The sequence below is a fragment of the Martinezella rhizogenes genome, assembly GCF_027460065.1.
Lineage (GTDB): Bacteria > Pseudomonadota > Alphaproteobacteria > Rhizobiales > Rhizobiaceae > Agrobacterium > Agrobacterium rhizogenes_C.
The window spans coordinates 54,969-78,054 of record NZ_JAPYZZ010000024.1 but is presented as its reverse complement, the minus strand read 5'-3'; the positions used below and the strand labels follow the sequence as shown (position 1 = coordinate 78,054).

At 56.0% G+C, this 23,086-nt stretch carries 22 protein-coding genes and 2 pseudogenes; 14 read left to right on the top strand and 10 right to left on the bottom strand.

Annotated features, from left to right (window positions below):
- Window positions 1-100 precede the first annotated feature (100 nt).
- Window positions 101-2,617: a CoA transferase gene (locus O8B93_RS24905; protein WP_269712494.1), complete on the bottom strand. Its 2,517-nt coding sequence runs from the start codon at window positions 2,615-2,617 to the stop codon at window positions 101-103.
- Between the two features lie 454 nt (window positions 2,618-3,071).
- On the opposite strand from O8B93_RS24905, the gene O8B93_RS24900 reads away from it, so the two are divergent.
- Genes O8B93_RS24900 through O8B93_RS24885 form a run of 4 tightly spaced genes read left to right on the top strand, consistent with a single transcriptional unit; the run spans window position 3,072 to window position 8,215 of the window.
- Entirely contained in the window at window positions 3,072-4,658 is a 1,587-nt protein-coding gene (locus tag O8B93_RS24900; RefSeq protein WP_269712493.1) for an ABC transporter substrate-binding protein, read from the top strand.
- Between the two features lie 50 nt (window positions 4,659-4,708).
- Window positions 4,709-5,767, top strand: a complete 1,059-nt coding sequence (locus O8B93_RS24895; RefSeq protein WP_405049091.1) for an ABC transporter permease — start codon at window positions 4,709-4,711, stop codon at window positions 5,765-5,767.
- Complete coding sequence (locus O8B93_RS24890) at window positions 5,764-6,591, top strand: ABC transporter permease (RefSeq protein WP_269712491.1); 828 nt, start codon at window positions 5,764-5,766, stop codon at window positions 6,589-6,591. Before O8B93_RS24895 ends, O8B93_RS24890 begins: the two co-directional genes overlap by 4 nt.
- Window positions 6,584-8,215 (top strand): ABC transporter ATP-binding protein, encoded by a 1,632-nt coding sequence (locus O8B93_RS24885; protein ID WP_269712490.1) that lies wholly within the window; start codon window positions 6,584-6,586, stop codon window positions 8,213-8,215. The genes O8B93_RS24890 and O8B93_RS24885 overlap by 8 nt, the downstream gene beginning before the upstream one ends.
- A 269-nt stretch (window positions 8,216-8,484) precedes the next feature.
- Here O8B93_RS24885 and O8B93_RS24880 read toward each other — a convergent pair.
- From O8B93_RS24880 to O8B93_RS24870, 3 genes and pseudogenes are all read right to left on the bottom strand, one after another.
- A pseudogene (locus O8B93_RS24880) lies at window positions 8,485-9,375 on the bottom strand (aminotransferase class III-fold pyridoxal phosphate-dependent enzyme); the annotation flags it as partial.
- Window positions 9,376-9,580: 205 nt separating this feature from the next.
- Entirely contained in the window at window positions 9,581-10,069 is a 489-nt protein-coding gene (locus O8B93_RS24875; protein ID WP_269712489.1) for a GlcG/HbpS family heme-binding protein, read from the bottom strand.
- Window positions 10,070-10,183: 114 nt separating this feature from the next.
- A complete protein-coding gene (locus O8B93_RS24870; protein ID WP_269712488.1) occupies window positions 10,184-10,546 on the bottom strand; it encodes a response regulator transcription factor in 363 nt (120 codons plus the stop codon).
- A gap of 265 nt (window positions 10,547-10,811) precedes the next feature.
- Here O8B93_RS24870 and O8B93_RS24865 point away from each other — a divergent pair, with 265 nt between their 5' ends.
- The 3 genes from O8B93_RS24865 (at window position 10,812) to O8B93_RS24855 (ending at window position 12,921) form a co-directional block, all read left to right on the top strand.
- Complete coding sequence (locus tag O8B93_RS24865) at window positions 10,812-11,159, top strand: helix-turn-helix domain-containing protein (RefSeq protein ID WP_269712487.1); 348 nt, start codon at window positions 10,812-10,814, stop codon at window positions 11,157-11,159.
- 3 nt (window positions 11,160-11,162) lie between these two features.
- Window positions 11,163-12,485, top strand: a complete 1,323-nt coding sequence (locus O8B93_RS24860; protein ID WP_269712486.1) for a type II toxin-antitoxin system HipA family toxin — start codon at window positions 11,163-11,165, stop codon at window positions 12,483-12,485.
- 73 nt (window positions 12,486-12,558) lie between these two features.
- Entirely contained in the window at window positions 12,559-12,921 is a 363-nt protein-coding gene (locus tag O8B93_RS24855; protein WP_269712485.1) for a hypothetical protein, read from the top strand.
- 71 nt (window positions 12,922-12,992) lie between these two features.
- On the opposite strand, the gene pdxR is transcribed toward O8B93_RS24855, so the two are convergent.
- Window positions 12,993-14,468, bottom strand: coding sequence for a MocR-like pyridoxine biosynthesis transcription factor PdxR (pdxR, locus tag O8B93_RS24850; RefSeq protein ID WP_269712484.1), 1,476 nt, complete (start codon window positions 14,466-14,468; stop codon window positions 12,993-12,995).
- A gap of 102 nt (window positions 14,469-14,570) precedes the next feature.
- Here pdxR and O8B93_RS24845 point away from each other — a divergent pair, with 102 nt between their 5' ends.
- Window positions 14,571-15,755 (top strand): MFS transporter, encoded by a 1,185-nt coding sequence (locus O8B93_RS24845; protein WP_269712483.1) that lies wholly within the window; start codon window positions 14,571-14,573, stop codon window positions 15,753-15,755.
- 20 nt (window positions 15,756-15,775) lie between these two features.
- Window positions 15,776-16,225 (top strand): GNAT family N-acetyltransferase, encoded by a 450-nt coding sequence (locus tag O8B93_RS24840; protein WP_269712482.1) that lies wholly within the window; start codon window positions 15,776-15,778, stop codon window positions 16,223-16,225.
- 732 nt (window positions 16,226-16,957) lie between these two features.
- Here the strand turns inward: O8B93_RS24840 and O8B93_RS24835 are convergent.
- Window positions 16,958-17,236 (bottom strand): DUF3422 family protein, encoded by a 279-nt coding sequence (locus O8B93_RS24835; RefSeq protein WP_269712481.1) that lies wholly within the window; start codon window positions 17,234-17,236, stop codon window positions 16,958-16,960.
- Here O8B93_RS24835 and O8B93_RS24830 point away from each other — a divergent pair.
- From O8B93_RS24830 to O8B93_RS24810, 5 genes and pseudogenes are all read left to right on the top strand, one after another.
- Window positions 17,157-17,744, top strand: a pseudogene (locus O8B93_RS24830) (NAD(P)/FAD-dependent oxidoreductase); the annotation flags it as partial. The gene O8B93_RS24835 and the pseudogene O8B93_RS24830 overlap by 80 nt on opposite strands.
- Before the next feature lie 499 nt (window positions 17,745-18,243).
- Window positions 18,244-18,471 carry a Gfo/Idh/MocA family oxidoreductase gene (locus O8B93_RS24825; RefSeq protein ID WP_269712480.1) on the top strand — a complete coding sequence of 76 codons (228 nt, stop codon included), beginning with the start codon at window positions 18,244-18,246 and terminating at the stop codon, window positions 18,469-18,471.
- Window positions 18,471-19,187 carry a Gfo/Idh/MocA family oxidoreductase gene (locus O8B93_RS24820; protein WP_269712479.1) on the top strand — a complete coding sequence of 239 codons (717 nt, stop codon included), beginning with the start codon at window positions 18,471-18,473 and terminating at the stop codon, window positions 19,185-19,187. The genes O8B93_RS24825 and O8B93_RS24820 overlap by 1 nt, the downstream gene beginning before the upstream one ends.
- A 227-nt stretch (window positions 19,188-19,414) precedes the next feature.
- On the top strand, window positions 19,415-20,089 hold the full coding sequence (locus tag O8B93_RS24815) for a TolB family protein (protein ID WP_269712478.1): 675 nt from the start codon (window positions 19,415-19,417) through the stop codon (window positions 20,087-20,089).
- 12 nt (window positions 20,090-20,101) lie between these two features.
- Window positions 20,102-20,563: a heme-degrading domain-containing protein gene (locus O8B93_RS24810; protein WP_269712477.1), complete on the top strand. Its 462-nt coding sequence runs from the start codon at window positions 20,102-20,104 to the stop codon at window positions 20,561-20,563.
- Between the two features lie 212 nt (window positions 20,564-20,775).
- On the opposite strand, the gene O8B93_RS24805 is transcribed toward O8B93_RS24810, so the two are convergent.
- The 4 genes from O8B93_RS24805 to O8B93_RS24790 form a co-directional block, all read right to left on the bottom strand.
- Complete coding sequence (locus O8B93_RS24805) at window positions 20,776-20,907, bottom strand: hypothetical protein (protein WP_269712476.1); 132 nt, start codon at window positions 20,905-20,907, stop codon at window positions 20,776-20,778.
- Window positions 20,908-20,916: 9 nt separating this feature from the next.
- Window positions 20,917-21,198 carry an FCD domain-containing protein gene (locus tag O8B93_RS24800; RefSeq protein ID WP_269712475.1) on the bottom strand — a complete coding sequence of 94 codons (282 nt, stop codon included), beginning with the start codon at window positions 21,196-21,198 and terminating at the stop codon, window positions 20,917-20,919.
- A gap of 200 nt (window positions 21,199-21,398) precedes the next feature.
- Window positions 21,399-22,199 carry a transporter substrate-binding domain-containing protein gene (locus O8B93_RS24795; protein WP_269712474.1) on the bottom strand — a complete coding sequence of 267 codons (801 nt, stop codon included), beginning with the start codon at window positions 22,197-22,199 and terminating at the stop codon, window positions 21,399-21,401.
- Between the two features lie 87 nt (window positions 22,200-22,286).
- On the bottom strand, window positions 22,287-23,084 hold the full coding sequence (locus O8B93_RS24790; RefSeq protein WP_405049090.1) for a transporter substrate-binding domain-containing protein: 798 nt from the start codon (window positions 23,082-23,084) through the stop codon (window positions 22,287-22,289).
- Window positions 23,085-23,086: the final 2 nt, after the last annotated feature.

Genomic DNA, 23,086 nt, shown 5'->3' with positions numbered 1-23,086 from the left:
CTCCTCACCACTTTCCCGGGCGGTCGCGCCGCCCGAAGCTCCTGTTTTCGTTGGCGCGTCGGATAATCATCGCTTGATTCCGCAGTACGCCAAGCGGGCTTCAGCTCGGCAGGAATTCCTTCGCCCATCCGGTAGAAGCGATATAACGGTCCAGCATCGACTGGATGGCGCTCTCATCGTAACCGACCTCTTTGAGAACCTCCCGCGTCGAGTGACCCCATCGTTCGGGGAGAGACGGCGACGAAATTCGAGCGTCTGTCGGACGAATAGCATAGTGATCGATCTGAATGAGGACGTGGCCGCTGGGGTGATCACGATGCACGGAAAATGCGAAACTTCCAAGATCGGTACCCGCTTTCCCATCTGCTTCCCGGCTGTAAGAATCCCGCAGTTCCTCGATCGACATCGGTTGAGCGACGGCAACATCCACGGCGGTCAGACGATCTACCCATGCACTGGACGGCGCTGCCCTGATGGCATTCTTAAGGAATGCGCCGATATCATTAGCAAGATCGATGCCCTCCAGCCCCTCGACGATGTTAAGTTTACCGATTTCGTCATTCGTGGAGTCAAGGTAAATCCAACCATCTGCCGTACGATAGAACTGGGACAGATCATTATATCCAAGTACACCACGACCCGATGGCTCGTCGAATGGCGCGCGCCCTTCATAATCGAACGCAAACGGAATTTGTGCGAGGTTCGTTATCGCCGACAACGAAGTTCTTGAACGCGACGGCTTTCCTGTTTTGTGTTTGTGATACAGGGCAACTGCAATGCCGAGAGCGCCAGCGAAGCCGCAATTGACGTCCAGCGTACCGAGATGGGCGTGCTCTTCGGGCGTCTCCGTTCCACCGAAACGACTCATAATCCCGCTGTTTGCCTGGATGATGTCATCATAACCAATGTAATTCGTTTTAGGACCTTTGAGGGGTCCCCCGAAGCAATCGAGACGGCTGAAGATGACAGCAGGGTTAATGGCCAGAAGGCTTTTTTCGTCCAGTCCCAACGACTCGAGCTGGCGTTCGGGGGCGTTGATAACGACCACATCGACCGAGCGCACAAGGCGATTGAAAACCTCACGGCCTTCCGGCTTCATGATATCCACGAGGGCGCTATTTTTCCCCATGCCCGTCTGGAACGTGAACAATGTGCCGATCAGCGGGTCATAAAGGGGACGAACAGGGTCGAGCTTAATAACCTTCGCACCGAAGCGCGACAGGAAGGCAGTGGAATGCGGACCCGCGATAACATTGGTGAGGTCGAGTATTTTTACCCCGTCAAGCCAACCGGCTCGTTCCTTTGCAGGTTGAGACGATTTCTTGGCACAGTGTCTCGATTCTCCATCGCTCGCCGCCTGTAAAGCTGCCAGGGCGTCAATGAACGAAACAGCGGACCGTGGAGTAGGATTTACCATTGCGGCCGCGCTCGCCTCAAACCACACAACGGGTCCAGGCTGTGTCATCCTGCCATAAACCGGATCATCGACCTTGACCATCAGCCCTGCGGTATTGGTGTGCTCGTCTTTGACCCACTCGGCCGTAGTGCGGTGCGGCGCCCCTGGTATCTGGCCTTCGCCGAAAATACGTCCCCATTCTTCCGAAGTCTTTGTCAGGAATGCCTTCTTCATCTTGGCAGAGATAATGTCCGCCCATTTTTTGGGGAGCGGATAAACGCCGATAGAAGTCTCACCGCTCCATTCCTTAATGGGCAGGTGAAGGTCATTCACCTCCGGAAGCCCTTCTGCAACGAGTTCGTCGTAAATCCCGAGGACAGTAAGCGCTCTTTTGGCGTGGTTTCGATGAGATGGGCAAACGCAATAGAAAAGGCGGTTGTCGGCGCATCTGTAGGTTCGGTAAAACGGATCCAGATATTCTTGCAGGTCTTCGTAGCTCAAATCCATCTCAATACCATTGGCCTTGCGATGTTCGATCTCGTGCTCCCGCATTGTTTTATAACGATCAGGAAGGCCTTCAATAACGTAAGAATTGTATGACAGTCCCTCCATCAATGCTGCGATGATAGGCACTTCGATCGCATCACCGCGACCTGTCAACACACGGGATTGCAACGCAAGAGCTACGGAGGCAGCTGCGAGAGTAGTTGCATAGGCCGAACCCAGTGGTAGAGGCGAGAAGCTTGGGTTTAATCCCATGAGTACGCGATTGAAGCCCATGTCTGTGAAGGCACCTGCCGTGGCCGCCACAATCGCTTCGGTCGCTTTCCATTCACGGCGAAGGTCGTCATTGCTGGCGAAGCCAGGTATTGACAGTGTGACGAGTTCGGGCTTGCCGTTACGCAAGTCCGTGAAATCGATACCAAGTGATTTCAATACGCCCGGACGGAAGCTCTCGATGACAACGTCTGCGTTATCAATAAGCTCAAGTGCCTGGGAGCGCCCTTCGTCAGTGTCGAGATCAATATTGATAACGCGCTTGTTTCTGTTCAGGATGGCGTTTGCGGGATGATCCCACTGAGGGCCGGTCGGCGGATCTATGTGAACGACTGTGGCACCGAGGTCGCCAAGGATCATGGCAACGGCAGGTGCAGCAATCTGCTGACCGAAATCGACGACACGAACGCCTTTTAGAGGCAAATGTTCAGATGGCTGAGTCATACGTTTCCTCCATTCCCATCGGACACTGTCCGGGGGTTATTTCAATTGGCTTTTATCAAGACTCGTTTGTCTTCCTGACGATGGCGTCGAAGCAGTCGCGGTTCATCCCGTTCCTGCAACACGAGTAAGAGCAAGGATAAGCGGGGGCCAGAAATTTAAATTGGGCTTAAGGGTGCATTTTTTTTATAGGTTGAATCGGGACGATTTTTCTATTTTCAGAAATGCTTTAACACCATGAGAATGTTGAGGTCATTGATACGTGGTGACAACCTGTCCGAACTCATAAAATAAATATGGCCATAGGCATCTTTATTGTTGGTTCTTTCATTCTCGATTTTGCGTCTATCTTGAATGCCAATGGCTCCGTTAACGCTCGATCTCGCGATTTCCGCGAGTGATATCCCTGGGAGGGGGTGGGAATATGCGGCGCTGACATATCAAGGGAGGATCAAAAATGGAATATAAGACCATGCCAGTCAGCGCTCCTGAAGCCGCGGGCCTTAGCCGTCGCGAATTCATGGGTCGCACTCTTCTCGCAGGCGCAGCATTGTCAGGTGTGGGTATGCTTTTTGCGCCTAACGCCGAGGCGCAGCAACCCAAACGCGGAGGCCACCTTAAGCTGGGCCTTTCAGGTGGAGCAGCAACCGACTCGAACGATCCAGCAAAATTTCTTTCGCAAGTGATGCTTTGTGTTGGCCGCTGCTGGGGCGACATGCTCGTGGAAACAGAGCCGTTGACGGGCGCACCCGTTCCTGCTCTTGCAGAAAGCTGGGAACCGTCTGCCGACGCAGCCACATGGACATTCAAAATCCGCAAAGGCGTCAAGTTCCACAATGGCAAAGACTTGACGATCGAAGACACCATAAAGACCCTACAGCGCCACACCGACGCGAAGTCGGAATCCGGTGCGCTCGGCGTCCTAAAGTCTATCAAGGAAATCAAGGCTGATGGAGACAATCTGGTTATAGTTCTGAGCGAAGGTAATGCTGACCTGCCACTTTTGCTGACAGATTACCACCTCGTCATCCAACCTGGCGGCGGATACGACGATCCGGGGGCCGGCATCGGCACTGGCCCTTACAAGCTGACAAGTTTCCAACCGGGCGTACGTACAACATTGGAGAAAAATACCGAGGATTGGCGAACGGATCGTGGTTATGTGGATTCGATCGAAATCATCAACATGAACGATGCAACGGCACGCGTTGCGGCGCTGTCTTCCGATCAGGTGCATTATATCAACAGCGTCGATCCCAAGACTGTAAACCTGCTGAAACGCGCACCCAACGTTGAAATTCTGTCGACTTCAGGTCGTGGTCATTACGTGTTCAACATGCATTGCAACGCTGCACCGCTCAACAATAACGACCTGCGCTTGGCGCTGAAATATTCGATTGATCGCGAGAATATGGTCAAGACTATTCTCGGCGGTTACGGAAAGGTCGGCAACGATTTTCCGATAAACGACACCTATGCGTTCTTCCCCGAAGGCATTGAGCAGCGCGCCTATGATCCGGATAAGGCAACCTTCCACTATAAGAAGTCCGGCCATAGCGGCCCGGTTTTGTTGCGTACGTCAGACGTCGCCTTCCCCGGTGCAGTCGATGCCGCCGTACTTTATCAGCAAAGTGCCAAAAAGGCAGGCATCGAAATCGAAGTGAAGCGTGAACCGGGCGATGGTTACTGGTCAAATGTCTGGAACGTTCAGCCCTTTTCGACCGCCTACTGGGGTGGACGCGCAACACAGGACCAGATGTATTCGACAGCCTACCTGTCGAGCGCTGACTGGAACGATACACGGTTCCTGCGCCCGGACTTCGACAAAATCCTGCTTGAGGCACGCTCCGAACTGGATAACGCCAAGCGTAAGGATATGTATCGGGACATGGCAGTGATGGTCCGTGACGAAGGTGGGGTGATATTACCCATGTTCAACGACTTTGTTAACGCCTCGACCAAAGCAGTTAAGGGCTACGTTCACGATATCGGCAGCGACTTGTCGAATGGCTATGTCGCAACCCGCGTCTGGCTTAACGCCTGATGGCTGGCCTTGGACCGATCAAGGGTCCGGCGCTGACCTCGGTACCGGCTATGAGGGGCGAAAGCCTCTCACAGCCCGCCCCAGTTCCAGCGACCGCCGCCACACCCCAGACAAGTGTCGTGACTGGCACTTTCTTGCGCCGTTTCAGCCTGCGCCGTCCTTTGGCAGCTCTCATTATCCAGCGGCTTGGCTTGAGCGTTGGTCTTCTCTTTGCCGTATCGCTGATGATCTTCGGCGGCGTTGAAGCTCTGCCTGGTGATTTCGCGACCACCTATCTTGGCCAGTCGGCAACACCGCAAGCAGTTGAAAACATCCGTAAGGATCTCGGTCTGGACCGCCCGATAACCGAACGCTATGTCAGCTGGCTCGGCAATGCGTTGACGGGTGACTTCGGAAAATCCTGGGCAAGCAAAAATTCTGTCCGCGAACAGATTGGCAATCGTCTCGGGAATTCTCTGTTTCTCGCCTTCTTCGCCGCCATTGTTTCCGTTCCGCTGGCCGTCGGGCTCGGTATGCTTTCGGTTCAGTACCGAAACCGGTTGCCGGACAAGATCATCAATGTCTTTTCCTTGGCTGCAATCTCACTGCCTGAATTTTTCGTCGGTTATCTCCTGATCCTGTTCTTCGCCGTGCAAATGGGCGTAGCCACCTTCCCCGCCACCGTTTATGACGGAATGAGCTTTGGAGCCCGGCTTTCAGCCATTGCACTGCCGATAGCAACGCTCGTGCTGGTGGTTCTCGCCCATATGATGCGTATGACCCGCGCCGCGATTCTCAACGTCATGTCATCGGCCTACGTCGAGACGGCTGAACTGAAAGGTCTAGGTGCTTTTCGTATCATCGCCCGACACGCCGCCCCAAATGCCGTCGCTCCTGTCATCAATGTCATTGCGCTTAACCTCGCCTATCTCGTGGTCGGTGTCGTCGTTGTGGAAGTGGTATTCGTCTATCCGGGCATGGGCCAGTACATGGTCGATGCGGTCACGGTGCGCGACATGCCAGTGGTGCAGGCCTGCGGCCTGATCTTTGCCGCCTTCTATATTTTCCTCAACATGGCTGCGGATATTTTCGCCATTCTTGCCAACCCGAGATTGAGGCACCCGCGATGAGATTAAGCTCTATCCCCCTAAGTGCATGGGTTGGCATCGTTGGCATCGTGCTGGCCTTGTTCTGCGCCATCTTCGCGCCATGGATTGCGCCTTTCGGTGAACGCGACGTGGTTGGCGACATCTGGTTGCCGATGGGTGGTGATTTTCTGCTTGGTACCGACAACCTCGGCCGCGACCTGTTGTCACGTCTGATCTACGGCGCGCGGACAACGATCTTCGTAGCGCTTGCCGCGACGGTTACCTCCTTCTCACTCGGCATGTTGCTGTCGTTCACGGCGGCGGTCACCGGCGGCTTCGTCGATCAGTTGTTCTCACGCTTCAACGACCTGATGATGGCGATCCCAACCCTGATCTTCGCCCTCGTCGTGCTGGCAGCTCTGCCGCAACAGCTCTGGATCCTGATCCTCGTCATGGCAATCCTGGATTCCACCCGTGTGTTTCGCATAGGCCGGGCCGTGGCGCTCGACGTCGCGGTGATGGAGTTTGTCGAGGCGGCACGGCTGCGCGGAGAAGGCACGGGCTGGATCATCTTCCGGGAAATCCTGCCAAACACGCTATCGCCATTGCTAGCCGAATTCGGCCTGCGGTTCGCCTTTTCCATTCTGTTCCTGTCCACCCTCTCCTTCTTGGGTCTCGGCATCCAGCCACCCGCCGCCGACTGGGGCGGCATGGTGAAGGATAACAAGGACGGCATCATCTTCGGCATTTCCGCTGCCCTTGTTCCGGGCGGGGCGATTGCTGGCCTGGCAATATGCGTCAACCTTGTCGTCGACTGGCTGATGAGACGGACCTCGAGCCTTAAGGGAGGACGCGGCGATGCCTGATCTGCTTTCCGTAAAAAATCTGACGATCGAGGCGACGAGCTATCCGTTTGGGGAACCGCCCAAAATGGTGACCCTAGTGGAAAACGTGTCCTTCGACGTGCAAAAGGGCAAGGTGCTCGGCCTGATCGGCGAAAGCGGAGCTGGCAAGTCGACCATCGGCCTCTCCGCCCTTGCCTATGGCCGTGGCGGTGCGAAAATCACCGGCGGCCAGGTCCTACTCAACGGCAAGGATATTCTGACGCTTAGCCGTGATGGCGTACGTACCATTCGCGGCTGCAAAGTTTGTTATGTCGCACAATCGGCAGCCGCCGCCTTCAACCCGGCTCACAAACTCGGCGAGCAGGTGATGGAAGCAGCGCTGCGCCACAAGATCATGAGCCGTGAAGAGGCGGAAAAGCGCGCCCTCTACCTGTTCAAAGTGCTGGGCCTTCCCAACCCGGACATCTTCGGCCAGCGCTACCCGCATCAGGTCTCGGGTGGACAGTTGCAACGCGCCATGACGGCGATGGCACTTTGCCCGAAGCCGGAATTGATCGTCTTCGACGAACCGACGACAGCGCTTGACGTCACCACACAGATCGACGTGCTTGCCGCCATAAAGCATGCAATCGAGGAGACGCGTACCGCCGCTCTCTATATCACTCATGACCTCGCGGTCGTCGCACAGATCTCCGACGACATCATGGTACTGCGTCACGGCAAGGCGATCGAATATGGCACGACGCAACAGATCATCGAAGCGCCACGGAAGGATTACACCCGTGCGCTGGTCAACGTACGGCAAACCAAGCGCACGGAAGCGGTCGACCAGAGCAACACGCTCCTGAAGATCGACCACGTTACCGCCGGCTACGCTAATGGCTTCAAGGTACTGCACGATGTTTCGATGCATCTGCCGAAGGGTCAAACGCTGGCGGTCGTCGGCGAAAGTGGCTCGGGCAAGTCGACGCTCGCACGTGTCATTACAGGCCTACTCCCGCCATCCGAAGGCACTATCACCTTTGATGGCAAGAAACTGTCGAAGGCGTTGAACTCACGCAACAAAGACCAGTTGCGCCGCGTGCAGATGATCTACCAGATGGCAGACACAGCGATGAACCCGCGGCAGACGGTGCGCGATATCATCGGCCGACCGATTACCTTCTACTACGGCGTTCACGGCGCGAAGAAGACGGAACGGGTAAAGGAACTGCTCGAACAGATCGAACTTGGCGATCGATTCCTCGACCGCTATCCTGCGGAACTGTCAGGTGGGCAGAAGCAGCGCGTTGCTATTGCTCGGGCGATCGCGGCGAAACCGGAGTTGATCCTCTGCGACGAACCCACATCGGCGCTCGACCCGCTGGTGGCCGAAGGCATCCTGAATCTGCTTCTGAAGCTCCAGGAGGAAACCGCTGTTTCCTACGTCTTTATCACCCATGACATCGCCATCGTCCGTGCCATCGCCGACTCGGTCGCGGTCATGCACCGGGGCAAGCTGGTCCGTTTCGGGCCAAAGTCCAAGGTGCTGTCGCCACCATTCGACAACTACACCGACCTGCTCTTGGAATCGGTGCCGGAAATGGAACTCGGCTGGCTGGAAAAGGTGCTGAGGACCCGCCGCATAGAGAGTGCCGGGAATTGAAAAATGCAGGCGGGTGAGTCAGATTTAAATGTTGGAGAAGCGCCGCGCCCTCCTCCGCGGCGGCGCGGACCTCGACTCCAACCGTCGAAATCAAAATTCCCGGCGGGTTGAAGTTAGCCCCTAAGAGATGGTCGGTGATTGGGGCCGATTTCGACGGATAGCGGTTTCCCTAAATTAGGTGGAGAACTCCGAATGCCATTTCCGGCGGAAGGTGCGGGGGAGCGCGAAAGCGACTCTGGCGTTTTTCAACCTCGCGCTCCGCATCTGCTTTATTCGGCGTGATCGATCGCTTCGGCCAGAATCGACAGGAGGTCATCGATTTGGCTTTTCTCGATCGTCAGCGGGGGGAGACAGCGCGATGATGTCACCTGTCACTCGGATAAGTGCGCCCTTCTGGAAGCACTCCACGAACACATCGAAGGCTCGCTTGCCGACCGCTCCATCTCGCGCCGCGAGTTCGACGCCGGCGACCAGACCTATCGTCCGGATGTCGATAACGTTCTTGCATCCTTTCAGTCCATGGACCGCTCCCTCCCAATACTGAGCGATTTCAGCCGCGCGAGTAAGGAGGCGTTCCTTGCGATAGATTTCGATTGTCGCTAGACCGGCGGCACGTGCAACAGGATGGCCAGAATATGTGTAGCCATGGAAGAGTTCGATTGCACCTTCAGGCCCCTGCATCAGTGCGCCGTGAACCTCGCTATTGGCAAACACTGCGCCCATCGGCACGGCGCCGTTCATCAGTCCTTTCGCAGCGGTGATAATATCCGGCGTTACTCCGAAGTGATCAACCGCGAATGGAGAGCCCAGACGCCCGAACCCGCTGATCACCTCATCGAAAATGAGCAGGATCCCGTGTTTGTCCGCGATTGCCTTGAGCCGCTCGAGATATTCCTTTGGTGGGAGGAGAACACCGGTCGACCCCGCCACGGGCTCTAAGATCACGGCTGCAATGGTCTCGGCGCCGTGGAGTCGACCAGCCGCTCAAGATCGTCGGCCAGTTCCGCACCATGCGCGGGAAGCTCTCCCTTCGTGAAAGCGTTGCGCGCAAGGTCGTGCGTTTACCTTAGATGATCGGCCGGGATTTGTGGGAAGACGCGGTAATTGTTAACGAGGCCACCAACGGAAATACCGCCGAATCCCACGCCATGATAGCCACGTGCCGTTGCGTAGGCAGAGAGCAACGCGGGTAGTCCGAGACTGTCAACACGGCACGACACAGCGACCCGGCCGCAGCGCCAATAGCAAGGCTTATCGGTGAAAGAGTGCCGTCCTCACAAAATTCACACCGGCGGACAGGCAAGGTGGACAATAGGATCGCCCCCCGGCAGCGGCCGGGGAGCAAGCGTTGCGCTTGGCGCGGGGCTATTTCAGCGCTTCAGAAGCTTTGTTGATTGCGGCGACGGCACAGGCCTCGTCGAGATTCGCCCCTGGAGCCCCACCGACGCCAATCGCGCCAATCACCACATCGCCAGCCTTGATTGGTACGCCACCCCCAAGCACCAAAAAGCCGGGAATGTTCACCACCTGGGCCGAACCCGGATTGTTCGCGGCATTCTCTGCCAGCTTCGAGGTTAGTATCCGCAACGACGCAGAGGTGAAGGCCTTGGCGCGCGAAGAGTCAACGGTGTGCGGACCAGCATTGTCTGCACGAACCAGCGCGCGAAGGACACCCGCACGATCGACGACGGCTGCGCTCACACTATAGTTGTCTGCAGCGCAAGCTTCGACTGCATTGCTGGCCATTTGAACGGCGAGGTCGGAAGGGATATTCTTTTCGGTAAGGAGTTCGGCCTGGGCCGCGCCGATCGTGGAACTGAAGGCGAATGCTACTACGAGAAAACGTTTGATCACAGAGTGGTTCCTGTTTTTGATTGGAGAAGCGTCTGGCTTTCCCGGCCCAAGTCGTACCTAATCGACTTCCATCACAGAATCCGCGTTGCCACCATACAGAGTAGGTAGAACTACCTATTGCGTCGTCTTGCTGGTGAGCATCAACCGCACGAACTCGGCTACCGAACTGGTACCGGGTTTTCCGGAAATTTTTACCCGAGGTGCATCGACAGTACGTACTGATACGCCGAGCGCTGCCGCAATCTCCTTGCTTGCCCATTCGTTGGCGATCATCTCGAAAACTTCGCGTTCGCGGTTCGTCAACTTTGCTAACTGCCGTTGGGCTTCGCACCGCTCCAGCCGCGCATCCAGGCTTTCGAAGGCCTGCTGGAGCGCCTCGAACAGAACTTCGCCATCGACCGGCTTTGTGAGAAAGTCCTGGATGCCGGCTTTGAAGGCACTACGGTAGGCGACAACATCGCCGTGGCGAGTGATCATAATCGTCGGCCAGTCAATGTGAGGACGATTGGATCGACAAGATCAATGTAAGTGTCAGCTTTTCGACCTTCAGCGCACAGACATGGAAGGGTGCGCGTACACACTTCAGGAAGGATCGAACTCGTAAAGGTCATTGATGGCCGATTATCCTTTAAATTGTCAATAATAGGATCTAAGCGTCCGCTTATAACGATATTAACTCGCTTCTTGTTAGGCGGTAATTTGAGTCCTATTAAAAGCGCTTTAGTTTGATTTGAGGTCGTATATGGCCGCTTTAACTCGTATATCGCCGGAGATGCTCGCGAAGCAGATCGGGCAAAGGGTTGAACGTCTTCGCTTGTCCAGAAACATCACCCAAGGCCAGTTGGCGGTTGATGCCGGGATATCCGAGCGAACGCTCCGGAGGCTTGAGGCAGGTGACAATCCCACTCTCGATACGCTGCTCCGGGTACTGACCGCCCTGAAGATTGAAGGCAACCTGGACCTGCTTGTCCCCGATTCTCGAGTACGGCCGATCGAACGCGTGCGCATTCAAGGGATGGAACGCCAAAGGTCCCGCCCCACAAGCTCACAAAAGCCTCCGAAGAAATGGGAATGGGGGGAAAAGGAATGATAAATGGCTGAGCCATCTACTGACGCTTCCGTGGTTCTCTGGGGGCGGGAAGTCGCTGCTGTCTCGTGGCTTGCTGATAGCGGCTATGCCGTTTTTCAATATGATCCCGAGTTCGCACAGTCTGGCATCGAGCTTTCCCCTCTTGTCATGCCGCTCAGCGCTGACCCGTATTCATTTCCGTCACTTCCCAAGACTACCTTCAAGGGTTTGCCTGGGATGTTGGCCGATGCTCTGCCGGACAAGTATGGCGACAGGCTCATCAACACGTGGCTTGCTGAGCAGGGTCGTGGTCCGGAAAGTTTCAATCCCGTGGAACGGCTTTGTTACGTTGGCACACGTGGGATGGGAGCGTTGGAATTCAGACCTTCCCTCTTGGGGACCAATCGTAAAGCCCGAAATATCGAAGTGGCGAACCTCGTACGGCTGGCAAATATTGTCCTCAGCGAGAAAGCAGACCTTGAAGGTATCCCGGCCGGCAAAAATGACCTCGCCGCGATCGACGATATCCTTCGCGTTGGTACGTCGGCTGGAGGGGCACGTGCCAAAGCGATCCTGGCATGGAACGAGGAAACCGGCGAATTCCGACATGGTCAGATCGATGCGGGAGAAGGCTTTGAGCATTGGTTGATGAAATTCGACGGTATCGACAGCAACCGCGATAAGGAAGAGCCCGACCCTCAGGGGTTTGGGTTGATTGAGTACGCTTACTACCTGATGGCGATAGACGCAGGAATAGAGATGATGCCCTCCCGGTTGCACCATGAAGGTGGTCGAAGCCATTTCATGACGCGGCGGTTTGACCGGCCGGTCGACAGGAGGGGCGTGACGCACAAGCTACATATGCAATCCCTATGCGCGTTGCAGCACTTCGATTTCAACGACCCTCGAGGATACTCCTACGAGCAGGCGATCCTGACGATCCGCGAGCTTGGTCTTGGTGCGCCAGCTCTTGAACAGCAATTCATTCGGGCTGTTTTTAATGTCATAGCGAGGAATCAGGATGACCACGTCAAAAACATAGCGTTCCTGATGAACCAGGAAGGCGATTGGAAACTATCCCCCGCGTTCAACGTCAACTATTCCTATAATCCCGGCGGCGAATGGACGGGACAGCATCAGATGAGTCTGAATGGCAAGCGAGATGGCTTTGACCTCAAGGATCTTCTTGCATTCGCCGAGAACGCCTCCATCAAGCCTACCAGGGCCAAATCATTGGTCGCTGGTATTCGCGACGTCTTGTCGAGTTGGCCGCAATACGCGAGCAAGGCCGGGATCGATGAGAATACTGTCCGAAGGATTGGCAGGACACATCGTCTGATTCAGTGATTCAAACCTGCCGATCGCGGTCGGAATTCCGGTCGCGACGATAGTAAGCTCGCAAGAGGTGCCGAGATGCGACATGTCGCATCCGGACTACGCGATGATGATCGCCCGCGACACGGTAGCTCGTAGCGGCAAGACCGGCACCCTCGAACTGTGGCACAGCGTCGCCCGCAACGATTATGCGATTGTCGTCAAAGGTCATGACGATCGAGAGATGTTTCGCGAGGGCCTCAAGTCGTCTGAGGCAGGGTCGATCGGCAATCGAAATGAGCAGGAGCCCTCAACGCCCGATCGCCTGGGAATACTCATTGTTGCCATGATCCAGACAATGTCTGCCGTCGACACACCTTTCACCACTCGCACGCCAAGAGTGTCCGCAAAGAAGTCTGTAGTGTACAGTCCAAGCGCGACGCGTTTATGCAAAAACAACCGTGTCTAATGATGGTTCACCTTGAGCATAATCAACTCTTCGACCTGTGCCGAGCCTAGGCGGCTGCCACGCTCTTTAGGTCAAATCGCGCTCAAGACTTTGGCTAGCCGAAACGTCGCGATATCAGCGTCCCTTTCTGACAAGGCAGAAAAACCAAGTAGAATGCCGTGTCGTGGCTTTTCGAGGAGCGACATTGGTGAGATCGGCAGCAGCGTAATACCTGCCCGGCGAGTTGTTTCGGCGATCTCGGTGTCGGCCCGGTCATGGAGCGGCTCGGCAAGCAGATGAATGCCCTGCTTCGGAAGCTCCGCTTTCAGATGAGACGAGACACGCACCTGCAGAAAGTGAAACAGCATATCGCGCGACGTTCTATAGGTCTCGCGCATCCGACGCAGATGGCTGGAAAAATGCCCTTCGGTCAGGAAGTCAGCGACCACTAACTGGTGGAATGTTGCCGGGAAACGGTCAAACACCGCCCTAACGCTGCTAAACGCAGAAACCAGCGCTTCGGGCACGACAAGGTAGCCCAAGCGCAAGCCCGGCAACAGCGCCTTACTGAAGGTGCCTATGTAGATGACGCGGTTATGCTCGTCTATCCCCTGCAGCGCATTGAGAGGCCGTTCATCGTAGCGAAATTCGCTGTCGTAATCGTCTTCGAGTATCCATGCGTTCGTAGTCGCTGCCCAATCGATCAAAGCCATCCGACGCGCCATGGAAAGAGCACTGCCTGTCGGATATTGATGCGACGGCGTAACATAGACAGCGCGAATATCCACGCCGGACTGCTGTAAGATGTCTACACGGATTCCCGAGCCATCCACCGGGATCGGCGTCAATGCTGCGCCAATGGCGCTGAAGGCGAGCCGTGCCGGCGGATAACTTGGATCCTCGATCGCAACCCGCTCGCCGGGGTCGATGAGCGTTCGCGCAGCAAGGTCGATCGCCTGTTGTGCGCCCGACGTAATGATCACTCGCTCGGGGTCGCAACGCAGCCCCCGCGCGGCCGACAGATAGGTCGCAACCGCCTCGCGCAACTGCGGCAATCCACGAGGGTCGCCGTAGACGCCCGAGGCGGCGCCAACATGGCGATGACCAAGCCGCGTCAGAATCGCTCGGGATTTCTCATCCAGCGCTGCTCGCCCGGGAACGAATGCCACCTGTGGCGGCGGCTCAAGTGCGGATGTAGAAATCATCAGCGCTGCGGCTCTGGATACACGCCCCACGGTCGCATCCGTGGCTTTGTTTTGCCTGCAGATTCGCCCGCGCATTGGCACGTCCTCGGCTACATAGGTTCCTGATCCGGGACGACCTTCGATATACCCCTCGCTCAGCAGCATGTCGTAGGCTTCGACGACGCTTCCGCGCGACACCTTCCATAAGGCAGTGGCTACACGCGTCGAGGGCAGTCGCGCGCCGGGCGGCGTGCGCCCAGCAACGATCGCCTGCCGCAAGGCGAGATAGATCTGTCGCCCGATGGTAACATTGCTTGCACGGTCGATATCGACATCGACCAAGTGAGCGGCGCTTTCGCGCCTTCTGGTAACATCCAAAGTCATCTGCCCCTGCCGAGTGGTCCGTTTCCCCTTAATGAAGTGGACCTTTAATATGCGCCCAAAACACGAAATGAAAGGTCCACTCAATATAAGCAGGAATTTCTCATGCGCTCGTCCCATGCGTATCTTCTTTTCACCGCAACGCTCCTGACCGCTCTCGGTTATGGGGCAACCTTTTTGATGACAGAACATTTCCGCACGCTTGGCGGAAGCGAGATTGAGACAGGCAAGACGTTGTTCGGCGCCATGGTCGGTACGCTCGTCGGCGTTCCAGTGGTCGGCTGGTTTGGCGGCCGAGTGGGTGCGGCGCGTATGGCGTCACTCGGCGCCTTTCTGGTGGCGATCGGCTATGCAGTCATCGCCTCGCAGACCGCCATTTCGCCGTTATTGACCATTGCTGGTATCTTCATTGGGCTTGGCTGGGGGGCCTTCTACCTTGCCGCCCCGCTGGCGCTGTCTGGCCGCGTGACGGATCAGGATCGAGGCTTCTGGTTTCTTCGCTTCGGCGTGTTCCAGATGGGCGGCATTGGCCTCAGCCCCATTGCTTCGACGGCGCTGATCAACAATCTCGGGCTGAGCACCGCCGAAGCTTTCAACGTGATTGCTGGCGCCTGCGCCCTGGCTTCGGTCATGCTGTTTTCCTTCGAGATCATTTCGCCTCGTCCGCGCGTGGCGCAAAACACCCATGAATCGACTGCTTGGGTCCGCGCCCTCCCTGCTTTAGTTCGCAGTCGGGCGCTGTTCCCTATCCTGATGGTCGGGCTCGGCGCCTCGGTCTTCACAGGTCTCATGACCTTCCAGACGTCGCTGATCCGCGGAACCACACTGGAGGCCGGAACTTATTATGGCGCCTACGCCATAACGGTCGTCGCCTCGCGCTTCTTTCTGGCGCCAACACTGACAAAAGCTGATCCGGACCGTTTGGCTGTGTTTCTTTTGGTTTTAATGACGCTCGGCGTCGTCTTGGCCTTCGGTTTTCCTGCGGGTTTCCTTGTTCAGCTAGCCTCAGCAATCACGCTTGGCCTCGGCTATGGGCTGGTCTATTCCATTATCCAGACGCAAGCGGTAAATGATGCGCCTTCACCACTACGCTCGGCGGCGCTGACGTGGTTCGTTATTGCATATTTCTTCGGTATTTTCGGTTTTCCCATGCTCGGCGGCTGGCTGATCGTGCATATTGGCAACCACTGGTTTCTTGCCGTCGTCTTGTCGCTCACGCTTGCCGAACTGGCGCTTGCACTTATCCGTCTTGCCGGAAAACAGAAAACTGTTGCGCCGGCGGCTCCATGAGTTTTTACTAGGATTAACCTGTGACCAAATTTTTCATTCGCCCGTTTCGTGTCGATGACAGATCGCAATGGGACAGCCTCTATCAGGGCTATGCCGAGTTTTACAAAGTCACCCAGACGACCGAAATGCGGGACACCGTCTGGTCCTGGCTGCTCGACGAAACACAAGAATCCCGTGGGCTCTTAGCCGTTGACGAAGACGGGGGAGTGATCGGGCTTACCCACTTCCGCCCCTTCGCTCGTCCGCTTTCAGCGACGACGGGCTGCTTCTTGGACGACCTTTTCGTTTCTTCCAGCGCACGTGGACTGGGCGTCGCCGACGCCTTAATCGCAGCGGTGCGCGAGATTGCGGCCAAAAACGGGTGGTCCGTTGTGCGCTGGATAACGGCGGAAAACAATTACCGGGGTCGCGGTGTTTATGACCGCGTGGCCAGCAAGACGACCTGGGTGACCTACGACATTAAACTGTAGCGATGGCGGCATAAGGCGCTCCAGCAAACATCTATGCAATGTACATGCTAAACGCTCTTCTTGGGAATCGGACCGCCGATCGCCATCTAGTTCTATATCTTGTTTAAATTGCTATAAAAATTATTCCAACGATCGGACTAAGATTAGTGGCTAGCTTGGCAAAGTACAATGGCCCCCGGCCGCCAAAGGATGGAGTGTCCGTTTCACGCTTCATCGCATCGCCCCCCCCCAACAACACGCGAATGGATTTACTGCTGGAATCTCAAATCTGTAGTATCTGCAGCTTCTTAAGTGCTGAGCGCCTTGTCGAGAAGCAATTGGCATGTACGTTCGCGATTAAATAAGAAAATTATTCACCATCCGTTGCCCGGGTGGCCTCACCTAGGTCAACAATGCAACCACCCGCACGGTCCGGTCGTGCCTTCTCCGTTCAAAGATTGGGTTTGAACAAATCAGGCGAGCGTCGGCAACATCATCATTTATGATCACCCAGAGGAGGTGCGTCTGGCCATAATATATCAGGTGAACACTGAGCCTCGAAACCGCTTCTTCTGCCGTTTGCGGATCATCCCCTCCGACGAATGAGCCAGCGCGGGTTATGAGCGTGTTTGCAGTTCCGCATGGCCAAGCAGTCACCCTTCACGAGTTAATTTGGAAATCTTGCGATTTACTCTGCGGTATGACGTTTCCTTATTGTCCGAATGACAACACACAAAGAGACCGGAACCGACATCACCGTGAAACTGGCCGCCTTGAAATGGAGGCCGCCTTCCTCAATCCCTTTCGAGAAGTAGCCCACAAGTCCGACCCATAGTACGAAACTGCTGCGACCGACAGTCCCTCGACCGTGTGCTGGAGGCGAAGCTGCAGGTTGGACCTGTGATTCATTGAGGCCAAGACTTCACTATTCTGCTGCTCTATTTCAAGATCTAACCTCGTCGCCGTCGGCTTTGTGGTGCGCTTCAAGACGCATCCGGCGATCCGCGACACCTTCGAGGGCGGCAAGCGCATCTCTCATGGTGCGCGCGCGATTACCGAAGGCGGTTACCAGTCGGTGCCGAAGCTCACCTTCCCCGGCGGCGCGCTGATCGGCTGTTCCGCCGGTTTCGTCAACGTGCCGCACATCAAGGGCAGCCATAATGCGGTGCTTTCGGGCATGCTGGCGGCGGAAAAGATCGCTGCGGCCCTCTCTGCCGGCCGCGCCCATGACGAGGTGGTCGAGATCGAAGCCGAATGGCGCGACGGCGATATCGGCAAGGACCTGAAGCGGGTCAGGAACGTCAAGCCGCTCTGGTCGAAATTCGGCACGGCTCTCGGCCTTGGCCTCGGCGGTCTGGACATGTGGACGAACCAGCTGTTCGGTTTCTCCTTCTTCGGCACGCTGAAGGATGGCAGGCAAGTCTACGTCATCAACGCCCAGAACTGCGTGCATTGCAAGACCTGCGACATCAAGGATCCCAACCAGAACATCAACTGGGTGCCGCCACAGGGTGGCGAGGGACCGGTCTACGCCAATATGTACAGAGTCTTGGATAGGCGAAAATTGCCTAATAAGTGGTCTATCCCTGTCGGTGAAACGGGGGGCACTCCAGTCGGCTAATCCGGGTTAAGTGTTAGTGCATACTGGGTCTGGCTGCCACTCGTTGAGTTGAAGCAAGGCTATTCTGGGGGAGGCCACGCAGTGGCATCAGTTGCCGGTGGCCAGTAGTTCAATGACGAATGCGGACGCACAGCGTTGTAGTGCTGCAGTCAACTCTTGATATTACTCCATAACGGCATGGTCATGGCCGGGACTGACAGGATCGTTTTCCAAGGTCACGACCTTTGCGCTTGCTACATATGCCCTGCACCCGCCGTCGCGTTGAGGCTCCCGGAAATGATCCAATCACCGACCAACGCTTCAGCGATGCCCCTATATTGCTTTGGAAAATGGTAACGGAAGGCGATCTCATCCTTATACCCCGAGTTGCGTTTGGTATCGAAATTGCCTTTCAAGGAAACCTCTCTGAATAGATGGCGTGGTTGCCGAAGATCTGGCGTGTGCACCAGGTTCAAGATGTGTTGCTGTTGCGTCTCGTGACCTTAGCAGAGCAAAGACCTTTGCCGAGAAGTACGGCATCGACAAAGCGTATGGCGGCAACGCCGCAATTGCAGCGGACCCGAATGTGGACATTGTTTATATTGCAACCCGCACAGCCATCATCACCTGCATGCCCGGCTCATGCGCGAAGGTGACAAATCACTGATGGTCGAGAAGCTGTTTGCGATGAATGCCGGAGAGGCAGAAGACGTTCTGACACTGGCAAGCGAGCGAGGCCTCCACATGAGGGATGCCATGTGGACCTTGTGCAATCCGTTGTTTCGTAAACTTGCTGCTCGGGTTGAAGCGGGGGACATTGGGACGCCCCGCGCTTTTGCGGCCTTGATCGGTCCAATGGGCGGACCGAGGAACTCGCGCGTATCGGACCCCGACCTCGGCGGCAGCCTTACGCTTGAATGCATGGTCTACCCCTTAAACACTCTTGCAGGACTCGCTCCCAATCTTTTTTCTTCCCCCAAAATCACGGCATCAGGCCGATTGACTGATCGCGGTGTCGACGGCGCATCAGCAATTCTGATGAGTAACGCTGAGGGGCATGCGGTGATGTCGGGAGGTTTTGTTCCGGGAGCCGGAGGCGCAGATATTTCTACATTCAGGCCTATCGGCGACGACGGCTGGCTTTCTGTGACAGACAACCTTTTCAATCCAGGCCGGGCTCTTCTGAGTTCGGGTAACAGGGAGCCAGAAGAACTGACCGAGCCTGCAAGCCGGGAGCGGTACCGCTGGGAGATCGAGAAAGCAGCCAACTGCCTTCGGGAAGGTCAAAAAGAGAGTTCCCTTGCTCCCCATTATCTGACTTTGAGCGTGATGAAGCTTCTCGATCAAAGCCTCATGCAAACGAGAGGACGTATCCTGCCATGAGTGTTCCACTGCGACAGCTAGCGGCAAATCAGATGTGTCAGGTCTGGATCCATGACACGGCAACCGGGAACAATCGATTGCTGTACGAAACGAAGAATCTCCTCCTGGAGGCCCCGAACTGGAGCCTTGACGGTCACACCCTCATTCTGAATGGGGATGGGCATTTGTGGCGTTTACCCGTGTCCTCGCCTAGTCTGGAACTCATACCCCTGAGTGGCCTTCCTCGCATGAATAACGACCATGTGCTTGACCCGGATGGCGAGCATATCTTCGTTTCGACTTATGACGACTGGCAAATCTATCGAGCACCATTGAATGGCGGTGAAGCCGTAAAGATCTCCGGCCGTGAAGGTCCTGTCAACCTGCTACATTTTCTACACGGCGTTTCGCCCGACGGGAGGCAACTCGCGTTCGTGGGCGTCGAGGCTCAATTATTTGATGGGCGGCTTTCGTTTCAGTCTGCGGAGATTTACAAGCTCGAAGCTGACGGTAAAGGGTTTCAGCAGATCACGTCTGGTGGGGTCCCGGCGGATGGACCGGAATACAGTCCGGATGGCGCATGGCTTTACTTCAACACCGAGGCTTTCTCCGGCCATGCACAAATCGCCAGGGTGCGGCTGGACGGAACCGATACCGAGAGGCTAACTTACGAAGAGACCGTTGATTGGTTTCCTCATATTTCCCCAGACGGCCAGAAAGCGGTGTACCTCGCCTGCCCTCCTAATACGCGCGGCCACCCGGCCGATCTGTGGGTTGAATTAAGGTTGGTGGAGGACAATCAATGGTCTAAACCCAGAACAGTTGCCCGTCTTTTCGGGGGGCAAGGGACAATCAATGTCAACAGTTGGTCGCCGGACTGCACCCGTTTTGCATTCGTTGCGTATCCTATCAATGCCTCGTGAACGGATGATTATATGACCTACACTTTGGAGAGCCTCGCCACCGAACAACAAGAGCTTGAGCTTGACAGGTTCGGCTACGATTTTGCATGGGCTCTCGGACAAGAAATTCGCGCACGGGCAAGCGCTGAAAATGCGCCTGTCGCGATCGAGATCAGTCACGGTCTATCTCCGGTGTTCACGACACTGCTGCCCGGCGCAACCATAGACAATCTCGACTGGACGGGGCGCAAACGGGCCGTTGCGCATCGTTTTCACAAGAGCTCGCTTGCAGTTCGGCTTGAGGCGGAGGTTGGAAACTACGATTTCAACGACCGTTTTCGCCTGCCGAAAGAAAAGTTTGTCGCAAGCGGAGGAGGATTTCCATTGATCCTGCGCGGCGGCACTCTCATTGGAACCGCTTGTGTCAGTGGCTTGCCCGATACTGATGATCATAGATTGCTTGTCGAAGCTCTACGGGCGCTTAGACCCGCGTAACGAAACAAGTTAAAACACAAAGGACAAGGTCGTGGTTCTGCCACACAAGTGTAACGCTGAGTTGAGACGAATTCACCGTTGCATCGACCCGACAGTATAAAGGCCGATCCCATATTCCCCGCAAATGTTGGTCGACTGGCCGATCAAAGGTAAATCGCATTTGCAAAAGCGCCGCGCGCGACCGAACCTGCTGTCATACAGCGGTCATGCTTTTACCAGCGACGCGCGCGCATATGCTCGATGATATGGGCGCCTAAGCCTGAAACATGCTTGGCAATGGCCGCCGACGCTGCATCGGCGTCGTGCAGTTTCGGGTAGCGCACCAGTTCCTTATGCTCCTCCATCACGTCCCGCTAGCGCTTGACAGAAGTGGAAAACTGGCGGCTGATCGCGCCGAGAATCTGGCCGTGGCGCACCCAGAGATCGACGGCGTGGCGATTATAGTGCCGGTCATACATCAGTCGATGAAACTGAAAATCGAGGTTGGAATGCTTCGTCTCATCCGAGAAGCTCTGTTCTTCGATCTGCTGCTGCAGATTTTCCAGACTCTCGATCCCGGCCTTGGTGGCGATGTCCACGAAGCAGCGGGGCAAGGCAGGTTCGATCAGCACTTCTATCTCACAGATATCCTGCACGAAATCTTCGTCGATAGGCCTGACGCGCGCACCCCGATTGGTGTTTGTTTCATAAAATAAACATGAGGTTAGCCCTAATGAAAAGCATAATTCGGGCCGACAGAAGTCTGGACGCTGGTTGGCTTAATTTCTCAGTAAACGCTTAACTTGCTGTGATATTCTGACGCTCCTGGAGTTTGCTACCTCCCGGAGCGCGTTCACTATTTGCCTTTTACGATCTCGTCGGGTAGCGGATGTCCGTGGTAACGCTCGTATATCTCATTCAACTTGCCGTTTTTCAGATTGGTGGAAACCCAATCGTTGACGGCTGCAAGGAGTTGAGGCTCGTTCTTACGTACACCGACCGCGAGATCGAAGACACGGATCGTGAATTTCGGCTCGAAGGCCTGCGACTTCGCCTTGATCGCGATCTGCTTGATGAGAGCCTCGGATGAGGCGACAATCGTGGCCTGGCCGGAGACGGCGGCGGTCACCATGGCACCTTCGTCATCGTAGCGGGCGATCGTGAATCCGACCTCGGAAGACCTCTTGGTCATATCAACGTCCTGGGTTGTGCCCCGGCATACGGTAACCACCTTGCCCTTGAGATCGGACCAATCCTTGACTTGCATCGAGGCTGGCCCACCGACCATTGAGAGCTGGCCAGAATATGGTGTCGAGAAATCAATGGCCTGTTTGCGTTCTTCCGTGACCGCCAGCGTCGAAATGACGATATCCGCCTTATTCGTCTGCAGGTTCGGAATGCGGGTCGCGCCCGTCGTCTGAACGATTTCGAGCTCTACCCCCCAGTCCTTCGCCAGAAGCTCCGCTGTCTCGACATCCGATCCGGTCGCCTCGAGGCCTCCGTCCAGCATACCATTCGGTGGGCTTGCCAAATCGATCGAGACGCGCAGCTTGCCTGCTGCCTTGATATCCGCAAGCGTATCGGCCGAAGCCGGAGCCACTGCGAAGGCGGCCACTGCCAGAACGGCACCCATCGTCAGGAATTTTCTGATTGTCATGCTTTTTCCTCCCATTTGGTTAAGTCATGTGTGAAACGTGAACGGCCGAAAAGAACCCTCCCTGTGCCGACCGCCCACGCCGATCGGTCACTTCGCGTCGACGATCTCCTCCGGCAGCGGGGTGCCGTGGTACTTCTGGTAGATCTCGTTCAGCTTGCCGTTCTTCAGGTTCGCCGCGACCCATTCGTTCAGCTTGGCCAGCAATTCCGGCTCGCTCTTCTTAAGGCCGATAGCCAGGTTCAGAACGCGAATGGTGATCTTCGGCTCGAAAGCAAGCGTCGGATTTTTATCGTGAACCTGCTTCACCAATGTGGCCGATGTTGCGATCGCCTTTGCCTGTCCTGAGACGGCTGCGGTGACCATGGTCGCATCGTCATCGTAACGAGTGACGGTGAAGCCGTGTTCGCTCGCCAGTTTCGTTAACTCGCTGTCCTGCGTCGTGCCACGTGTCACTGTGACCGACTGGCCTTTCAGATCAGCCCAGTCCTTGATTGGAGAGGCTGCCGGCGCGGCAATCACAGACAGAAGACCCGCATAGGGTTTCGAGAAATCGATGACCTGCGCTCGCTCCGGCGTTACAGAAAGCGTCGAGATGACAATGTCGGCCTTATTCGTCTGAAGGTTCGGAATGCGTGTAGAGCCGGTCGTCTGCACGAACTCCAGCTCGACGCCCCAATCCTTGGCGAGGAGCTGCGCGGTTTCCACGTCCGAACCAACAGGCTTGAGGTTGGCATCAAGCATGCCGGAGGGCGGGATGGCAAGATCGGTCGACACGCGGATCTTCTTTGCAGCGATGATATCGGCATATGTGTCGGCCATGGCCGGCAGTGCCTGGGCTGTCAGCATGGCCCCCACGGCGCCCAATGCTAGAAATTTCTTCAACATTT